General features: G+C 54.2%; 14 protein-coding genes. All 14 read left to right on the plus strand.

What is annotated here, in order from left to right; all coding sequences use genetic code 11:
- The first annotated feature begins 3 nt into the window (after window positions 1-3).
- Entirely contained in the window at window positions 4-1,476 is a 1,473-nt protein-coding gene (locus tag EHT25_RS06750; protein WP_124872567.1) for a RagB/SusD family nutrient uptake outer membrane protein, read from the plus strand.
- Between the two features lie 192 nt (window positions 1,477-1,668).
- Window positions 1,669-2,580 (plus strand): dihydrodipicolinate synthase family protein, encoded by a 912-nt coding sequence (locus EHT25_RS06755; RefSeq protein ID WP_124872569.1) that lies wholly within the window; start codon window positions 1,669-1,671, stop codon window positions 2,578-2,580.
- Between the two features lie 89 nt (window positions 2,581-2,669).
- A complete protein-coding gene (locus tag EHT25_RS06760; RefSeq protein WP_124872571.1) occupies window positions 2,670-4,436 on the plus strand; it encodes a sialidase family protein in 1,767 nt (588 codons plus the stop codon).
- Window positions 4,437-4,465: 29 nt separating this feature from the next.
- Window positions 4,466-5,620, plus strand: a complete 1,155-nt coding sequence (locus tag EHT25_RS06765; protein WP_124872573.1) for a sialidase family protein — start codon at window positions 4,466-4,468, stop codon at window positions 5,618-5,620.
- A gap of 37 nt (window positions 5,621-5,657) precedes the next feature.
- On the plus strand, window positions 5,658-7,466 hold the full coding sequence (locus EHT25_RS33110; RefSeq protein ID WP_229311452.1) for an exo-alpha-sialidase: 1,809 nt from the start codon (window positions 5,658-5,660) through the stop codon (window positions 7,464-7,466).
- Window positions 7,467-7,546: 80 nt separating this feature from the next.
- Complete coding sequence (locus EHT25_RS06775; protein ID WP_185731315.1) at window positions 7,547-8,650, plus strand: sialidase family protein; 1,104 nt, start codon at window positions 7,547-7,549, stop codon at window positions 8,648-8,650.
- 11 nt (window positions 8,651-8,661) lie between these two features.
- Complete coding sequence (locus EHT25_RS06780; RefSeq protein ID WP_124872577.1) at window positions 8,662-9,447, plus strand: SGNH/GDSL hydrolase family protein; 786 nt, start codon at window positions 8,662-8,664, stop codon at window positions 9,445-9,447.
- The gene (locus EHT25_RS06785; protein ID WP_124872579.1) at window positions 9,431-10,372 is read left to right on the plus strand and encodes a succinylglutamate desuccinylase/aspartoacylase family protein; all 942 of its coding nucleotides are present in this window, start codon (window positions 9,431-9,433) and stop codon (window positions 10,370-10,372) included. Before EHT25_RS06780 ends, EHT25_RS06785 begins: the two co-directional genes overlap by 17 nt.
- Entirely contained in the window at window positions 10,365-11,177 is an 813-nt protein-coding gene (locus EHT25_RS06790) for an SDR family NAD(P)-dependent oxidoreductase (protein ID WP_124872581.1), read from the plus strand. The genes EHT25_RS06785 and EHT25_RS06790 overlap by 8 nt, the downstream gene beginning before the upstream one ends.
- Window positions 11,174-12,259, plus strand: coding sequence for a PLP-dependent lyase/thiolase (locus EHT25_RS06795; protein WP_221622245.1), 1,086 nt, complete (start codon window positions 11,174-11,176; stop codon window positions 12,257-12,259). Before EHT25_RS06790 ends, EHT25_RS06795 begins: the two co-directional genes overlap by 4 nt.
- Before the next feature lie 142 nt (window positions 12,260-12,401).
- On the plus strand, window positions 12,402-13,679 hold the full coding sequence (locus EHT25_RS06800) for an MFS transporter (protein WP_124872583.1): 1,278 nt from the start codon (window positions 12,402-12,404) through the stop codon (window positions 13,677-13,679).
- Complete coding sequence (locus EHT25_RS06805; RefSeq protein ID WP_124872585.1) at window positions 13,676-14,320, plus strand: RraA family protein; 645 nt, start codon at window positions 13,676-13,678, stop codon at window positions 14,318-14,320. Before EHT25_RS06800 ends, EHT25_RS06805 begins: the two co-directional genes overlap by 4 nt.
- A complete protein-coding gene (locus EHT25_RS06810; RefSeq protein WP_124872587.1) occupies window positions 14,317-14,700 on the plus strand; it encodes a RidA family protein in 384 nt (127 codons plus the stop codon). The genes EHT25_RS06805 and EHT25_RS06810 overlap by 4 nt, the downstream gene beginning before the upstream one ends.
- A gap of 9 nt (window positions 14,701-14,709) precedes the next feature.
- The gene (locus EHT25_RS06815) at window positions 14,710-16,179 is read left to right on the plus strand and encodes a M81 family metallopeptidase (RefSeq protein WP_124872589.1); all 1,470 of its coding nucleotides are present in this window, start codon (window positions 14,710-14,712) and stop codon (window positions 16,177-16,179) included.
- Window positions 16,180-16,231: the final 52 nt, after the last annotated feature.

A 16,231-nucleotide genomic window follows, 5' to 3' on the forward strand; every position in this document is an offset into this window, starting at 1 on the left:
ATCATGAAAAATAACCTTATTGCCTTGATATTCATCTCTTTGCTGTGTTCCTGTGATAAAGAACTGGATGTAAAACCGGATAGCCAGATCACGGCGGCTTCGTTCTGGACCACGCAGGAAGATGTGACCGGCGCCCGCAGCGGGATGTATGCCCGTTTCCGGACTTTCACGGATTTCAACCTGTATTACCTCGGCGAATCCCGCAGCGAAATCATGGGAACCGGGATTCTGAATGCCGATTTCCGGATTCCGTATTTCCAGAACCGTCTGAACAAAATTACCGCTCCGGGCCCTGACTGGGGCACCATTTACACGGTCATTCACGACATTAACCTGATTCTGAAATACGCACCGGGCATCAAGTTCACGTCGGAAAGCACGAAGAATACCATCCTGGCCGAAGCCTACACGATGCGGGCCTTTCTGTATTTCGTACTGGTACGCACCTGGGGCGGAACGCCGTTGCTGCTGGACCCCACGGAGTCGTTCGATCCGGCCACGATTTACAAGCCGCGGGCCAGCGAAGATGAAATGTTTAAACTGATCACGGACGATCTGGCGAAAGCGCTGGAGCTTTTCCCGGTCAACACCTATCCCACCCGGCGGGGGGCGTGGTCGAAACCGGCGGCCAACGCCCTGAAAGGCGATGTCTATTTATGGATTGCCAAGCGCCGAAACGGTGGTGAAAGTGCATTGAATACCGCGCTGGCGGCTTTGCAGGAAGTGCAGAAAACCGATGTAGGCCTGCTGCCTAATTTTGCGGATGTGTTCAGCTACGCCAACAAAGGCAACAAGGAAATTGTGTTTGCGGTGCGGTATCAGGATTTGGAAGCGGTCAACAACTACAGCGGGGATATGTACATCCGCGACAGCGATCTGCCGCCGGGAACCGACGCCGAAACGCTGAAGAAAATCGGTCTCGGGGGTGGAATGAACTGGTGGGCGCCTTCGGAAACGATGCGGAAGCAATTTACGGCCGACGACAAACGCAAGGACAAATCGTTCGTGGAAATTTACGGCAAAAACGCGCAGGGCAACCCGACTTTTTACACCTCGATCATGACCAAGTTTAGCGGTTTTATCGACGCCAACGGCCGTCGGTTTCTGGACGACATCATCATTTACCGCTACGCCGACATTCTGCTGATGATTGCTGAAGCCAAAAATGCGCTCGGTCAGGACCCCTCGGCCGAAATCAACCTGGTGCGGCAACGGGCGTACGGCGATCAGTTTGAAAAACACAAGTTCGTGTCATCGTCAAAAACCGTCAACGACGACGAAATTCTCCGGGAACGGCTGTTCGAACTCGCTTTTGAAGGAAAACGGTGGTGGGATCTGGTCCGCTTCAACAAAGCCTTCGACCTGGTTCCGTCGCTCGCCGACCGCAAAGGTCAAACCAACCTGCTGCTCTTCCCGCTTTCCGAAACCGTGATGAGCCGCAACTCCAAACTCGTCCAGAATCCGGGATACGAATAGCGGTTTACGGTTTTCAGTATTCGGTTTTCGGTGGGCCGCCGGAGCGGTTCCCCGCTGTGGCTGACACCTTCGATATTCGCTATTCAATATTCATTATTCGATATTTATTGAATGCGTCAGCTACCGAATACTGAAAACCGTAAACCTAAAAACCAAAAACCTTAAACTACAAAAAACAAGTACACAAACACCATGAATCATTCCCCAATCGGTGGCCTGTGGCCAGCCCTATTCACACCAGTCGATCAAAACGGAAATCCTGATTTTCAACAACTTGAAAAAATTGTCGAATTATGCATTAAACAAAAACTGGACGGGCTGTATATTTTAGGCTCCACCGGGCAGGGGTTTTTGTTCTCCGAACAACAACGGATGGCGATTACCCAAACCGTAATGGAAACCGTCAACGGAGCCATGCCGGTGATCGCGCAGGTGGGCGCGCTGAACACGAACGAATCGATCCGGCTGGCGCAGTCGGCGCAGGAAATGGGCGTTTACGGTATTTCGACCGTCGGGCCGATTTATTACCAGTCCGGCGTCCGGAATGCCCTGGCACACTACTCCGCCATCGGGTCATCCATCGACATTCCGTTTTTTCCGTACCACATTGGTAATCACAGTGTTTTTGGTGGCGACGCGCGGAAGTACATCGAGCAGATTCTCGCGCTGCCCAACATTGCGGGCATGAAACTCACGACGCAGAACCTGTACGAAATCAGCCTGATTCACATTCTGTCGCAGGACAAAATGGTGCTGTTCAGCGGGGCCGACGAATTGTTTTGCCAGGCCACGCTCTGCGGAACCGTAGGTGCCATCGGGAGTTTTTTCAACCTCTGGGGCGAGGAGTGCAAGTTTGTGCGCGAAGAGTTTATCAAAGGCAATTTTGAGCTGGGCAACCGGTTTATGCTTACGTTCCAGGAGATTATCTTCGACGTGTTGCCCAACATCTGGTCGTTCTTCCACCAGGCCATGCTGCTCAAACACGACATCAACATCGGTGCGCCCAACCCGCCCCTGGGGCTTGGCAATTCGCCCTGGAAAGAGAAAGACATCGTGGACATCTGCGACCGGATTTCTGCCGTGAGCGGCTTGGTCAATAATTAAATGACGGCCTTGAAACCGGGCTGAATGAAAAACCGGCCCGGTTTCAATCGCCAGCGATTTTTCACGAAAACAGTACTTGCGCCGTAAAAATGACGATTCGATTTCTACCCAAACACCTGACCGCAACGCTCCGGAATTCCCGATTCGTCGGAATCTCCGTGTATTGTCTCGGTGTTTTTTGGGGAATCGAAAGTTACGCGCAGCGCCCGGATGAGTCGTCGTTCGGGATGCGATTGCGCGGGGTCCCGCAACGGGCGGCCGATGTTTTTGAACCGGTTTTCGTAACAGCCGCCCCCACGAATGAAGCCACGCTCATCCGTACAAAAAACGGCGGATTAACGATTTTTTACGTCAACCGCCCCGGCGAAGCCGACAAACTCCTGTCGATTTCGTCACCGGATGGTTTGCACTGGTCCGAGCCGGTGAAGGAACTGGACCTGCCGGGCCAGGCGTATTATGCCAACCGTGTCCTGGAAGATCGGAATGGCGGGCTGAATTGCATTTTTCACCTGTGGAGCACGGGCGATAACGGCTACCGGGGTAAGCACCTGGATGTCTGGTATTGCCGGAAAACCGCTGCGGAAAAACCGTGGAGTTCGCCCCGAAAAATTTACGACGGCTACGTGGGCTCGATGCGGAGTTTTATTCAACTGACCACCGGCGAATTGCTGATTTCATTCGCCAGAGCGGTTCCGCAACGTCTGGAGAAACCCGCAGACGGTCAGAAGGATTACGGCTGGAACGACATTCTGGTACTGCTTTCGGACGATAACGGGCAAAACTGGAAACCGTCGGCGGATCAACTGCAAGTCGAAATCGACGGAAGCATGCCGGTTCGTTACGGCGGGATTGAACCCAACGTACTTGAGCTGGCCGACGGACGGTTGTGGATGCTGATTCGCACGAATAAAGGGCAATTGTACGAATCGTTTTCGACGGATCGCGGCAGGAGCTGGCAATCGGCTCAGCCCTCCCGCTTCATCTCTTCGGATTCACCGGCGGAACTGCTCCGGCTTTCGGATAATCGTATCGTACTGTTTTACAATGGCAACCAGCGCTGGGACAATCCCCGCAGCTATGCCGCCGGAGGTCGCGAAGTGCTGCACGCGGCCGTAAGCCGGGATGAGGGAAAAACCTGGAAAGGATTTCGGGAAGTATTGACCACGCCATCGGCCCAACAAAAAGCCACCAGCGACCGGGGCACCGCGTATGCGTCGGCAGCGGAAACCATCGCCGGGAAAGTGGCCTTCGTGGCCGGGCAGGGTGAAGCCAAAGCGATGGTGCTGTTTGATCCCGACTGGCTCGAACAAGCCGAAGTCCGGGACGATTTTTCGGCCGGTCTGGTGCAATGGACGTTGTATGACGCCGACAGCCTGATTCGGTTAACGCCAGATCCCAAAACCGGACAGAATGCCTTGCTGGTGACTGCGGGTAGCGGAAAAACGAATGCGGCAGCCCTCTGGAATTTCCCGGCGACCGCCCAGGGAACGTTGAAAGTTGAGCTGGAACTACCGCTGGATTCGCCAGTGGTTTCGCTGATGCTAACCGATCATTTCTCGGTTTCGACGGACTCAAAAGCCGCTGATCACGCGGTAGTTGGGTTTGTGTTTAAACCCGCCAACCGCCCGGGAAAACCGCCGAAAAACCGCCGGACGGTTTTGGAAATCCGGTGGAATTCGGCGGAAAACAAAGCCAATTTGTACGTCAACGGCCGGCTGGCAGCCCAATCCGACTTCCATCGTCGACCCGGGTGTGGCCTTAATTACCTGCGGATCGGGCTCGCTGAGCATTCCGTCCCTCCGGCCACCTTTATGATTCGTTCAGTAGCACTTTCCGCCCAAAAGAACAATAACTAGCTGACTCTAAACCCTTAACATTTTTTTGTATGAACGTCTTAAAATCAATAAAACCGGCCATCTTGCTATTTATCAGCGGGCTGGCCGTGTTGAATAATGGAACGGTATTGGCCCAAACCACCGGGCTTGACAAATCCGGTGGCAAAACGACGACTTCGGGTTCCTGGATTGCCGACAAGGTCCAGGAAATCCCGGGGCTAAAAATGGGGCCGTTTGTTCGACTGGCCGACGGCGGTATTCTGACAGTTCTGAAAACCAAAAGCCTGATTAGCAAGGACGAAGGCAAAACCTGGACGGAATACACGATTTTCAACGATCCCGAAAAATTTGAGATCAGTGAGGAACGGGCGTTGATCCGCACCAAAAAAGGGGCAATTATTCTGGCCTGCATGAACCTGAAAGAACGCGCCAACTGGAACTGGCAGAAGGAAATTTCCGATTCGCCGGACGCCAAATTGCCGACCTACACCGTCCGCAGTCTCGACGGCGGAAAAACCTGGCAGGATGTTCAAAAACTGCACGACGAGTGGACCGGAGCGATTCGTGACATGATCGAAACCAAAGACGGCAGCATCGTTTTTACCTCCATGATGATGCAGCACAACCCGGGTCGGCATTCCGTTTTGACCTATTCATCGAAAAACGACGGCAAAAGCTGGACCCGCAGTACCATTATCGACCTGGGCGGCACCGGCCACCACGGCGGGGTGACGGAAGCGACCGTCGAGCAGTTGAAGGATGGCCGTTTGTGGCTGCTGCTCCGCACCAACTGGGGCAGCTTCTGGGAGGCTTATTCGAAAGACGACGGCGTTACCTGGAGCGGTTTTAACCCGACCAAAATCAGCGCCAGCTCGGCCCCCGGTTTGCTTAAACGACTGAAAGACGGCAAGTTGGTGCTGGTCTGGAACCGCCGTTTTCCGGAGGGGAAAGTGGAATACAAACTCAGCGGGGGCGATAACCAATGGTCGGAAGTTCCGGCCAGCAACCACCGCGACGAGCTGTCGATTGCGTTTTCGAGCGACGAGGGCAAAACCTGGAGCAAACCGGTCGTTTTCGCCGAGCGCGGCACCCAGCCCCGCCTGTCGTACCCGTACATTTTTGAAGAAAAACCGGGCCTGCTCTGGATCACCGTCATGCAGGGTGAACTGCGCGTCAAACTGGAAGAAAAGGATTTTTTGCGGTAGAATCGGTCGTTGACCAACCCACTTTAAACGGAAATTTATGCGTTTTCGGATACTAATTTTTCTGACAGCGGTTTTCGCTTTTTCCCTCAGCGTTCCGGTTTTTTCCCAAAAACCGGGGTCGACGGATAAAGATAATCTGACGATTGTGGCTTTCGGAAACTCCATTACAGCCACCCGAAAAACCATCAATCAGGTGTTTGCGCAGCGGCTTCCGCAGTTGCTGGCGCAGAAAGGCGTGAGTGCCACGGTGATCAACGCGGGCATTCCGGGCAGCCACACCGGTCGCCAGACGGACCATAACCTGTTCAAAATCAGACACGCGCTCGACCGGTTTGAGACGGACGTGCTGGCCCATCACCCCGACCTGACCATTATCGGTTTTGGCATCAACGATGCGCACATCGACAACGGGGGCGCCACCGGGCCGTCGCGCATTCCCCTGGAGAAATACCGGCAAAACCTGGCGTTCATGATCGAATCGCTGCAGAAACAGGGCAGTAAAATCATCCTGACCGTTCCGAACCCGCTCGGTAAAAAGTACCCGGAGTATCAGAACGAACGCTTGCAGTCGTACCTTGAAACCGTCCGGAATTATGCAAAGAAATACCAAACCGGGCTGGTCGATAACAACAAGGCTTTTCGAGATTACCAGACGCAAACCGGGGTGAGTTTTGATTCGCTTATGCTCGACGGGGTTCATCCGAACGACAAAGGTCACGAACTCATTGCCGCGAACATGGCGCAAGAAATTCTGCGGATTACCGGAAACACGCCAACGAGCCTTTCGGCGCAGAAAAAGCTGGTGTTGCAACTGAATCCGGGTCCCGGCAATCCGCGCAACAGCGAAGGCGATTTCGTTACGCTGAAAGACGGCCGGATTCTGTTCATCTACTCGCGGTTTCTCGGCACGTCTTCGAGTGATTTTGCCGCAGCTACGTTGGTGGGGCGGTTTTCCAGCGATGGCGGCAAGACCTGGACGCCGGAAGATACGCCGATTGTGAAAAACGAAGGCGACATGAACGTGATGTCGGTGTCGTTGCTGCGACTGCAAAACGGAAACATTGCGTTGTTCTACGCCCGCAAAAATTCCATCGACGACTGCATTCCGATGATGCGGATTTCGACCGACGAAGCCAAAACCTGGAGCGAGGCCGTTCCCTGTATTACCGACCGGAAAGGCTATTTTGTGCTGAACAATAATCGCGTTATTCAACTGAAAACCGGTCGGCTGGTCATTCCGGTGGCCCTGCATGAAACGCCCCCCGGTGCCGGTTTCAACGGGAGAGGTCGGTTGTTTACCTATTATTCCGACGACAACGGCCAGAACTGGAAAGTGAGTCAGGAAGTCGCTAATCCTGACGCCATCACGCACCAGGAACCAGGCTTAATTTCCCTGAAAAACAATCAGTTGATGATGATCATTCGGACCGATGCCGGTGTGCAGTACGCGTCGTATTCCACGGATCAGGGGCAAACCTGGAGTCCGGCGCAACCGACTTCCATTGTGTCGCCCGTATCACCCGCAACCATCGCCCGCATTCCGGCCACCGGCGATCTGCTGATGGTCTGGAACAACAACGACAACAAGGAGGGCAACCCGATCAAAGGCCGACGAACGCCCCTGAACATTGCGGTGTCGAAAGACGAAGGCAAAACCTGGCAGAACGTCAAAAACCTCGAAGCCGACCCCGACGGCTGGTATTGTTACACGGCCATTCATTTCGTAGGCAAAAAAGACGTTTTATTGAGTTATTGCGCCGGAAACCGCCCCAAAGGCACCGGTTTGTCGGTCACCAACGTCACCCGGCTGAGCCTGGATTGGATTTACAATATAAATCGACGATAGACGATTGACCATCGACGATTGTTAAACGTCAATGGTCGATGGTCTATCGTCTATCGTCCATACACAACTTCCTGATCACCATGACCAAACTTATTTTTTGTACGCTTCTTTTGTTGACTTTCGGAACGGTTTGGGCGCAGACTGACCCGGTTTCCAGCGTTGCCCTGCAGTTGAATCCCGGCGACGACAATCCCCGCAACAGCGAGGGTGATTTTATCACGTTGAAAGACGGACGAATCCTTTTTGTGTATAGCCACTACACCGGCGGAAGCACGAGCGACCACGCACCGGCTCATCTGGCGGGGCGGTTTTCAAAAGACGGTGGCAAAACCTGGACCGACCAGGATCAACTCATTGTAGCGCGGGAAGGCGATATGAACGTGATGTCGGTTTCGCTGCTGCGGTTGCAAAACGGGAAAATCGCGCTCTTTTACCTGAAAAAGAACTCCGAGCAGGACTGCATTCCCCAGATGCGGATTTCGACCGACGAAGCCAAAACCTGGAGTGCACCCATGCCTTGTATTACGGATAAAGCCGGTTATTTTGTGTTGAACAACAACCGGGTCATCCAATTGAAAAACGGGCGTTTACTGATGGCCGTTGCGCAGCATCAATCCCCGGGCGGTAAATGGCAAAACCAGGCTACCCTGTTCAGCTATTTTTCGGACGACAACGGAGCCACCTGGAAGTCGAGCCCGGCGGTTCCCAATCCGGAAAACGTATTGACGCAGGAACCGGGTGTCATTGAGTTGAAAGACGGCCGTGTGATGATGATCATTCGGGCAGGAGGTGGTTTTCAGCAGTTATCCTATTCAAGTGACAAAGGCCAAACCTGGAGCCCGATTGAACCCAGTACGCTGCACTCCCCCGTTTCTCCGGCAACCATCGCCCGCATTCCGTCAACCGGCGATTTGCTGGTGGTTTGGAACAACAACGATGGCAGCAACCCGGAAATCAGGAATGCCCGAACGCCGTTGACGGTGGCAATTTCGAAAGACGAAGGCAAAACGTGGCAACACATCCGCAACATCGAGTCGGACCCGCAGGGCTGGTATTGTTACATCGCGATTCACTTTGTCAAAAAAGACGTGCTGCTGAGTTATTGCGCCGGAAACCGCATCCAGAAAAATCACCTGTCCATCACCCGAATCAATCGGCTCAATCTGGCGAAGTTGTACCAATAAACCGGGTTTCCATGAAAAACGATTCCGCGCTTTCCCGCCGATCATTTATCAAAACCGCCGGGATCGGCCTGGCTTTTCCGGCGGTTTTGACACCGGTTTTTCCCGAAGCGTCGGCGACGGGTCAGGACGTTCCGGATCTCGGAAAAGTCAAGGAACTGCTGGCCCGAAAAGACCCGAACGTCTGGCTTTTTACCGGCGACAGCATCACGCACGGGGCCAAGCATACGCACGGTTCGCGCAGCTATCCGGAGATTTTTTCGGAACGGATTCGCTGGGAATTGAAGCGGGTGCGCGACCTGGTGATCAATACGGGCATCAGCGGCAACGCCACCAGCAACATTCTGAGTGATTTCGAATGGCGGGTTGCCCAGTTCAAACCGGCGGTGGTTTCGCTGATGATCGGCACTAACGATTGCGCCCGAAAAGAAATAACGACCGCGGTTTTTGAACAAAACCTGACCGATCTTGTCCGGAAAATCCGGGCGTTGAGTGCCATTCCGATTCTGCATACGCCCAATCCGATCATCATCGAAAAAGCGCCGGAACGGAAGACATTGCCGGATTATATCCCGGTGATCCGACGCGTGACCGAAACGCAAAACGTGCTACTTGTTGATAATTACCAGCATTGGCAGACTACCACCGCCATCAACGTCAACCGCGAATGGCTGAACGATCCGCTGCATCCGGGCGCGCGCGGGCACCAGGAAATTGCCCGCTTGCTGTTCAAAACACTATCCATTTTTGACCCGCAGGAGCCCACCTGTGGGGGCGCTTATTATGAAGGAGAACACTGAAAACCGCTTCTATAAACGGATCGACGGCGTTTTGCCAGGGTCGCACGTGTTGCTTACGGCGGGTGTCCACGGCGACGAATACGAACCGATGCTGGCGGCCAGGGCGCTGATGGACGAGCTGGAAGGAAAGCTGGCAGCAGGCCGGGTTACGATTGTGTCGGTTGTGAATGAAAGTGCGTACGAACGGGCGAACCGCTGCGGTGCCGACGGGCTCGATCTGGCCCGAATTTGTCCGGGAAATCCGGATGGTTCGGTATCGGAGAAAACCGCTTCTTGGATTAGCTCGCTGATTCAAGAAGCTGATTATTACGTCGACATGCACACCGGCGGTTTAGCGTATGACATTTTTCCGCTGGCGGGTTACATGCTGCATCCGTCGCCGGATGTACTTGAAAAGCAGCAACAAATGGCGATTGCCTATAATTTGCCCATCGTCTGGGGAACCGATCACCGACCCAATGGCCGAACGCTTTCGGTGGCCAGAGATGCGAATATTCCAGCTATTTACCTGGAATACGGCGGAGGAACCGGCCTGCGCGAACCGGTTGTAGCTGCGTACAAAGACGGTTTTATCAATCTCCTGAAACACCTGAACCTGATTGCCGAACCCGTTCAAACCGCCCCGATTGCCGAGCGGTTTTGGGTGGAGGATCACCGACCGGATAGTGGCTATCTGCAAGCCAAAATGCCTTCGCCCGCCGATGGCGTTTTTGTGGCCGCCGTCAAACCGGGTGAGGTGGTCCGCCCCGGACAGGTTTGGGGCCAAATCCTCGATCCGGTTTCGGGAATCCGTACGGAAGTAACGACGGAATTGGGTGGCCTGGCATTTCTGTTGCGAACCAGTGTAAAAGTAAAAGAAGGCGATGCGTTGGGCGGTATTCTGCCCATCGACAAACCCGGTAAACGGATTAGTAAGAATGGATAAAAGAGTGGTCATCATCACCGGCGCAGCGGGCGGAATCGGGCGGGCAACGGCCGAAAAATTCGCCACTGAGAACTTCCGGCTGGTGCTTTCTGATATTGCCGAAGAACCGCTCAAAACGTTAGCGGCTGATTTGAAAAACCGCTACAGTGCTGACTGTTTGCCGGTTGTCGGCGATCTGGCGCAGTTGCCGGATCTGGAACAGCTCGTCGCCCAGACGATTCAGCAATTTGGGCGGATCGATGTGCTGGTGAATAATGCGGCCTGGCGAACGCTGGAAACACTGCGAACGATGGAAATCGAAACCTGGGAAAAAACGCTGCGGGTGTGCCTGACAGCCCCGGTTTTTCTGACCAAATGGGTGGCGCAGCACATGGAGAAACAGGCCAATGGGGGCGTCATAATCAACATTTCCAGCGTCATGGCGGCCCGGCCTTCGGGCTGCGGCCCGGCGTATATCGCGGCCAAAGGCGCCCTCGAAAGCCTGACAGCGGAACTGGCGATTACGTACGGGCGCAAAGGAATACGGGTCGTTGGCGTCGCACCGGGGTACATCGATACCGAACTCAGCAATGATTACGTAGACCCAGAAGGCGAAAACATCAGCGCTAAAATAACCGCTGAACTCACCGGTTTTATCCCGATGGCGCGGGGCGGAAAGTCCCGTGAAGTGGCCGAAGCAATCTTCTGGCTGTGTTCTCCGCAGGCGTCCTACATCAGCGGTACCACCCTCACCATCGACGGTGGTTTGAAACCCAATTTCAATTCGTATTCCATCAAGAAGTTACAATTTCCCAACGAGTTTTGAACACGATCTGGAAATACCAAAACCAATTGCCGGCGGTTTCGCCCCACCACCGCGTATTGCTGGGCGAAGGCCAGACCCCGCTCGTCCGTTCGCGCTCGATTGGAGCTTCGCTGGGAATTGATAATCTGTATTTTAAGCTGGAAAACCTGAATCCGAGCGGTTCGTACAAAGACCGGTTTGCAGCCGTTCTGGTTAGTGAAATGAATGCCAAAGGCCAGAAAATCTGCATTGCCACCTCGAGCGGAAACACCGGCGCGGCTCTGTCGGCCTACTGCGCAGCCGCCGGAATGACCTGTATTCTGGTCGTGGTGGACGGGGCACCGATACCGAAAATCCGGCAAATGCAGTTGTACGGCGCTCGTATCTTTATGGTAAGCGGTTTTGGCAAAGATCCCGCCATTACGACGGCGGTTTTTGATGAACTCGAAAAACTGTGTCGTTCCTACCAAATACCGTTGCCAATCAGCGCGTACCGCTATTGTCCGTCCGCCATGCAGGGCGTTCAGACGATTTCCGCCGAAATTCTGGAAACGCTGAATGGTCAGGTCGATCATATTTTTTCACCTGCGGGTGGCGGAGGACTGACGCTGGCAGTTACCCTGGGCGTTCTGGCCGAAAACCCGGCAACCCACCGAACCAAAGTCAACTGTGTGCAACCTGAAGGGAACGATACGATGGCCAGTTCGTTGCGGAATAACGGAACAGCGAAAGCGGTTTCTGCCTCAACCACCACCGTCAGCGGTTTGCAGGTTCCCGGCGTTCTGGACGGTGACCGGGTTATTGAAAACGGGCGAAAAACGGGCGGTAATGGCTATATTGTCACGGACGAGCGGGTTTTTGCGTGGCAAAAAGCGCTGGCCCAGCAGGAAGGTATTTTCAGTGAACCCGCCGGAGCCGTGGCATTGGCCGGGCTGGAAGACGCCGTTCGACGCAACGAAGTGAACCGAAAGGAAACCGTCGTTTGTCTGGTAACCGGCAGCGGTTTTAAGGACATGGCTTCGGTTGAAACGAATTTTGGCCTGCCGCCGGTGCAAACCGTCGACGTTGGCCAGACCATTGCGCTGATTCAGCCGTTTTTGTGATTGACTGTTTGAGCTGCTGACAGGGTCTTCGACCGCTTTCAGGGCGTGCGAAACCCTGACAGCGCCGGGCCGTCGATACGGCCAAAGGCCCTGTCAGCGGTTAGTTTGCATCCTGATTCAGAACTTTTAAAATGATAAAGCCATGATTTCACCGACACTCCAAAAACCTTCGTTCTATCCGTGGCTGGTCGTGGGGTTGCTCTGCGTCGTCGGTTGTCTGAATTACCTCGACCGGATGATGATCACGACCATGCGGAGTTCTATTCTCGCGGAAATCCCGATGACCGACGGCCAGTTCGGCTTGCTGACGTCGGTTTTTCTCTGGGTATATGGTTTGCTGAGTCCGCTGGCGGGTTTTCTGGCTGATCGGTTCAACCGCAGCAGGGTCATTGTGGGCAGCTTATTTGTCTGGTCGATCGTGACCTGGTGTACCGCACAAGCGACCACTTTTGAAGAATTGCTGTTGACGCGGGCGCTGATGGGCATCAGTGAAGCCTGTTACATTCCGGCTGCGCTCGCGCTGATTGTCGATTACCACCGCGGCACCACCCGGTCGCTGGCGACGGGCGTTCACATGGGCGGCATCATGATTGGGCAAAGTCTCGGTTTTGTGGGTGGCTGGCTGGCCGAAAGCCGAAGCTGGAGCTACGCATTCGGTGTATTTGGTGTGGTTGGAATTGGCTATGCGGTGCTCCTGGCCCTCGTCCTTCGCGACCCGGTTGCTGTTGCCTCAGGTCCGGTAATTGGCGTAAAACCAGATTCCAACATCAGCTTCAAGGCCGCCATCGCTGACCTGTTTAGCCGTAAAGCGTACATCGTAGCCCTTACACTCTGGGGCTTGGGCGGCATTGTGAGCTGGCTGGTTGTGGGCTGGTTACCAACCTATTACAAAGAACATTTTAATTTGTCGCAAACCGTCGCCGGGTTGTATGCAACCGGTTATTTTCATACGGCCTCGCTGGTGGGCGTGCTGACGGGCGGTTTTCTGGCCGACCGCTGGAGCCGGACCAATCCGCGCGGACGCATTCTGGTCCCATTTATCGGGCTGATTATCGCGGCTCCGGGTATTTTTATCGCAAGCAGCACCTCCGTTCTGTCCGTTGCCATTGTCTGCTTCATGATTTATGCTTTCACGCGGACCTTCCTCGACGCCAACATGATGCCGATACTGTGCCTGATCGCCGATCAGCGCTACCGCGCCACGGGTTATGGTATTCTGAATCTGGTAGCCTGCATCATCGGTGGAATAGGCCTGTACGCAGGTGGTATTCTGCGCGATGCCGACATCGATCTCAGCCGGATTTTCCAGTTTGCCGCCTTGACGATGCTGATTTCCGCCGGTTTGCTCTACACCCTGAAACCGAAGCCCGAAGACATTCCCGAAAGTCCTGAAATCCAGAATAAACCCGTTTTAAAATGAATTTTGACGAATTAAAAGACAAGCTATACGTGGCCGTTTTGTCGGACGTCCTCGATCAGTTAGGCTACACCCACCAGGCCACCCGCATTCCGTTTCACGCGTATACCGGGATTCCCAAATTGCTGGGCCGCTGTAAAACCACGCTCTGGGCGGACATGTACGACGTCGATAAAAATCCGTACGAACTGGAACTGCAGGCCGTCGATTCCTGCCAGCCGAATGATGTGCTGATTTGTGCTGCGGGCGATTCCCGCCGTTCGGGCATCTGGGGCGAATTGCTGTCGACAGCGGCCCGCAACAGTGGCTGTGTGGGCGTCATCGTTCACGGGGGTGTTCGGGATATCGACAAAATGCGGGCGATGGAATTTCCGGTTTTTGCCACCTCCAAAAATCCGTACGACAGTCAAAACCGCCAGCGCGTGGTCGATCTGGATGTGACGGTGGAAATCGACGGCGTCAAATTCCGACCCGGCGATCTGGTCATGGCCGATGAGGACGGGATTGTCGTGATTCCAAAAGAAATTGAAGATCAGGTCATTGTGGCTGCCCTTCAGAAAGTGGACGCCGAAAACGGCACGCGCGACGCGATTAAGAACGGCATGAAAGCCTGGGAAGCTTATCAAAAATTTGGTGTATTATGAACGAGAAAAAAGTGGTCAGCGGGCTGAACATTCCAAAAAGTCACCTGCCTTTTTCACCCGGTATTATTTCCGGCGATTACCTGTTTGTGTCGGGCCAGGCTTCGGTGGACGATAGTGGTCAAATTGTCGATGACACCTTCGAAGGCGAATGCCGACGGTCGTTTGAAAACCTGAAACGGATTGTGGAAGCCGCCGGAGCGAGTCTGGACGATGCGGTTCAGGTGCGGAATTACGTCGGCAAACAGGAATACCTGGCCGAATTCAACGCCATTTACCGGGAGTATTTCAACGCGCCGTTCCCGGCCCGAACCACGCTCATCGGCTGCCTCGGCGACCTGCTGAAGTTCGAAGTCGATGCGGTGTTTTTGGTCAGAAAGTAAATTTCAGTCATGCCAAAACGAATTGCCCTGCTGGGTATTTACCACGAAACCAACACCTTCATTGAAACGCCCACGACGCTGGATGATTTCAAAAATGGCTACTGGCTGGCGGGTGACGCTATCCGAACTGAATACGAGGGCGCTCACCACGAAATCAGTGGCGTCATCGAAGTAATTGATAACCAGCCTGATCTGGAACTGGTGCCGGTTCTATACGTGTCGGCGACACCGGGCGGGATGATCGAGAAAGGTGCCTATGAATTCATATTGGCCGAATTAATGACGGCCATCGATGCGGTTTTGCCCCTGGACGGCTGCATTGTGGTGCCGCACGGGGCCGGTGTTGCCAATTCATATCCCGACATGGACGGCCACTGGCTGGGTTTGTTACGCGAAAAACTCGGCAGTGAAATTCCGATCACGGGGACATTGGACCCGCACGCCAACGTCAGCCCGGCGATGGCGTCGGCCACGGATGCGCTGGTTGCCTATGCCACCAATCCGCATGTCGATCAACGGGTTACGGGCCGGAAAGCTGCCGAACTGCTGGTGGAAACCTTGCGTGGTAATCGGCGTCCCGTGCAGCATCTGGTGCAACTGCCGATGGCGATCAGCATCGAGCAGCAATACACGTCGCAGGAGCCTTGCCGAAGCCTGTACGAGTTCGTAGACCAGACAAAAGAGGAGAACCGCTTGCTTTCGGCGAGCGTGCTGCTCGGTTTTCCGTATGCGGATGTGCCGGAAATGGGTTCGGCCTTTATTCTGGTTGGCGATGAGAAACAAAACCCGGATGTCCGTTCGCTGTTGCAGTCGATCGGGCAGCAATTAGCCGACCATATCCTCCACCGAAAAGAAGATTTTAACGGCAGAAAAACCGGTATCTCCGAGGTTCTTCCTTCACTGGCAACCTTACCCAAACCGATCCTGATGCTCGACATGGGCGACAACGTGGGCGGAGGTGCGCCCGGAAATAGTACACACTTACTTGATTACCTGGAAGATAAAAGCTCATCATTGGTTTTCTGTTGCCTCTATGATCCAATGGCGGTTTTGGAAGCGGGAAAATACAAGGTCGGTGACTCGTTTCGATTGGCAATGGGTGAAAACGGAAAGAAATTGGAAACGGACGTGGTACTCGACCAATTGTCGGACGGAAAGTTTACCGAATCGACCCCTAAACACGGCGGTTTTGTGAATTACGACATGGGCGAAACGGCGATTGTAAAAACCGCCAATGGCAATACCATCATGCTGACGACCCGGCGAACCCCACCGTACAGTCTCCGGCAGATGACGGCTTTCGGACTAGAACCGGAATCGTTTGCGATGATCATCGCCAAAGGTGTCAACGCCCCGATTGCGGCCTACGCCCCGGTTTGTCCGACCATTGTGCAGGTCGATACGCCCGGCGTCACCCAGGCCGATATGACGCTGTTTGCGTACAAAAACCGCCGAAAGCCATTTTTCCCATTTGAATAGTAGTTTTCAATTTGCGGTATTCGGTTTACACCGGGCTGGCGTAAACCGAATA

It is taken from the genome of Larkinella rosea, from assembly GCF_003858635.1.
Classification (GTDB): Bacteria; Bacteroidota; Bacteroidia; order Cytophagales; family Spirosomataceae; genus Larkinella; species Larkinella rosea.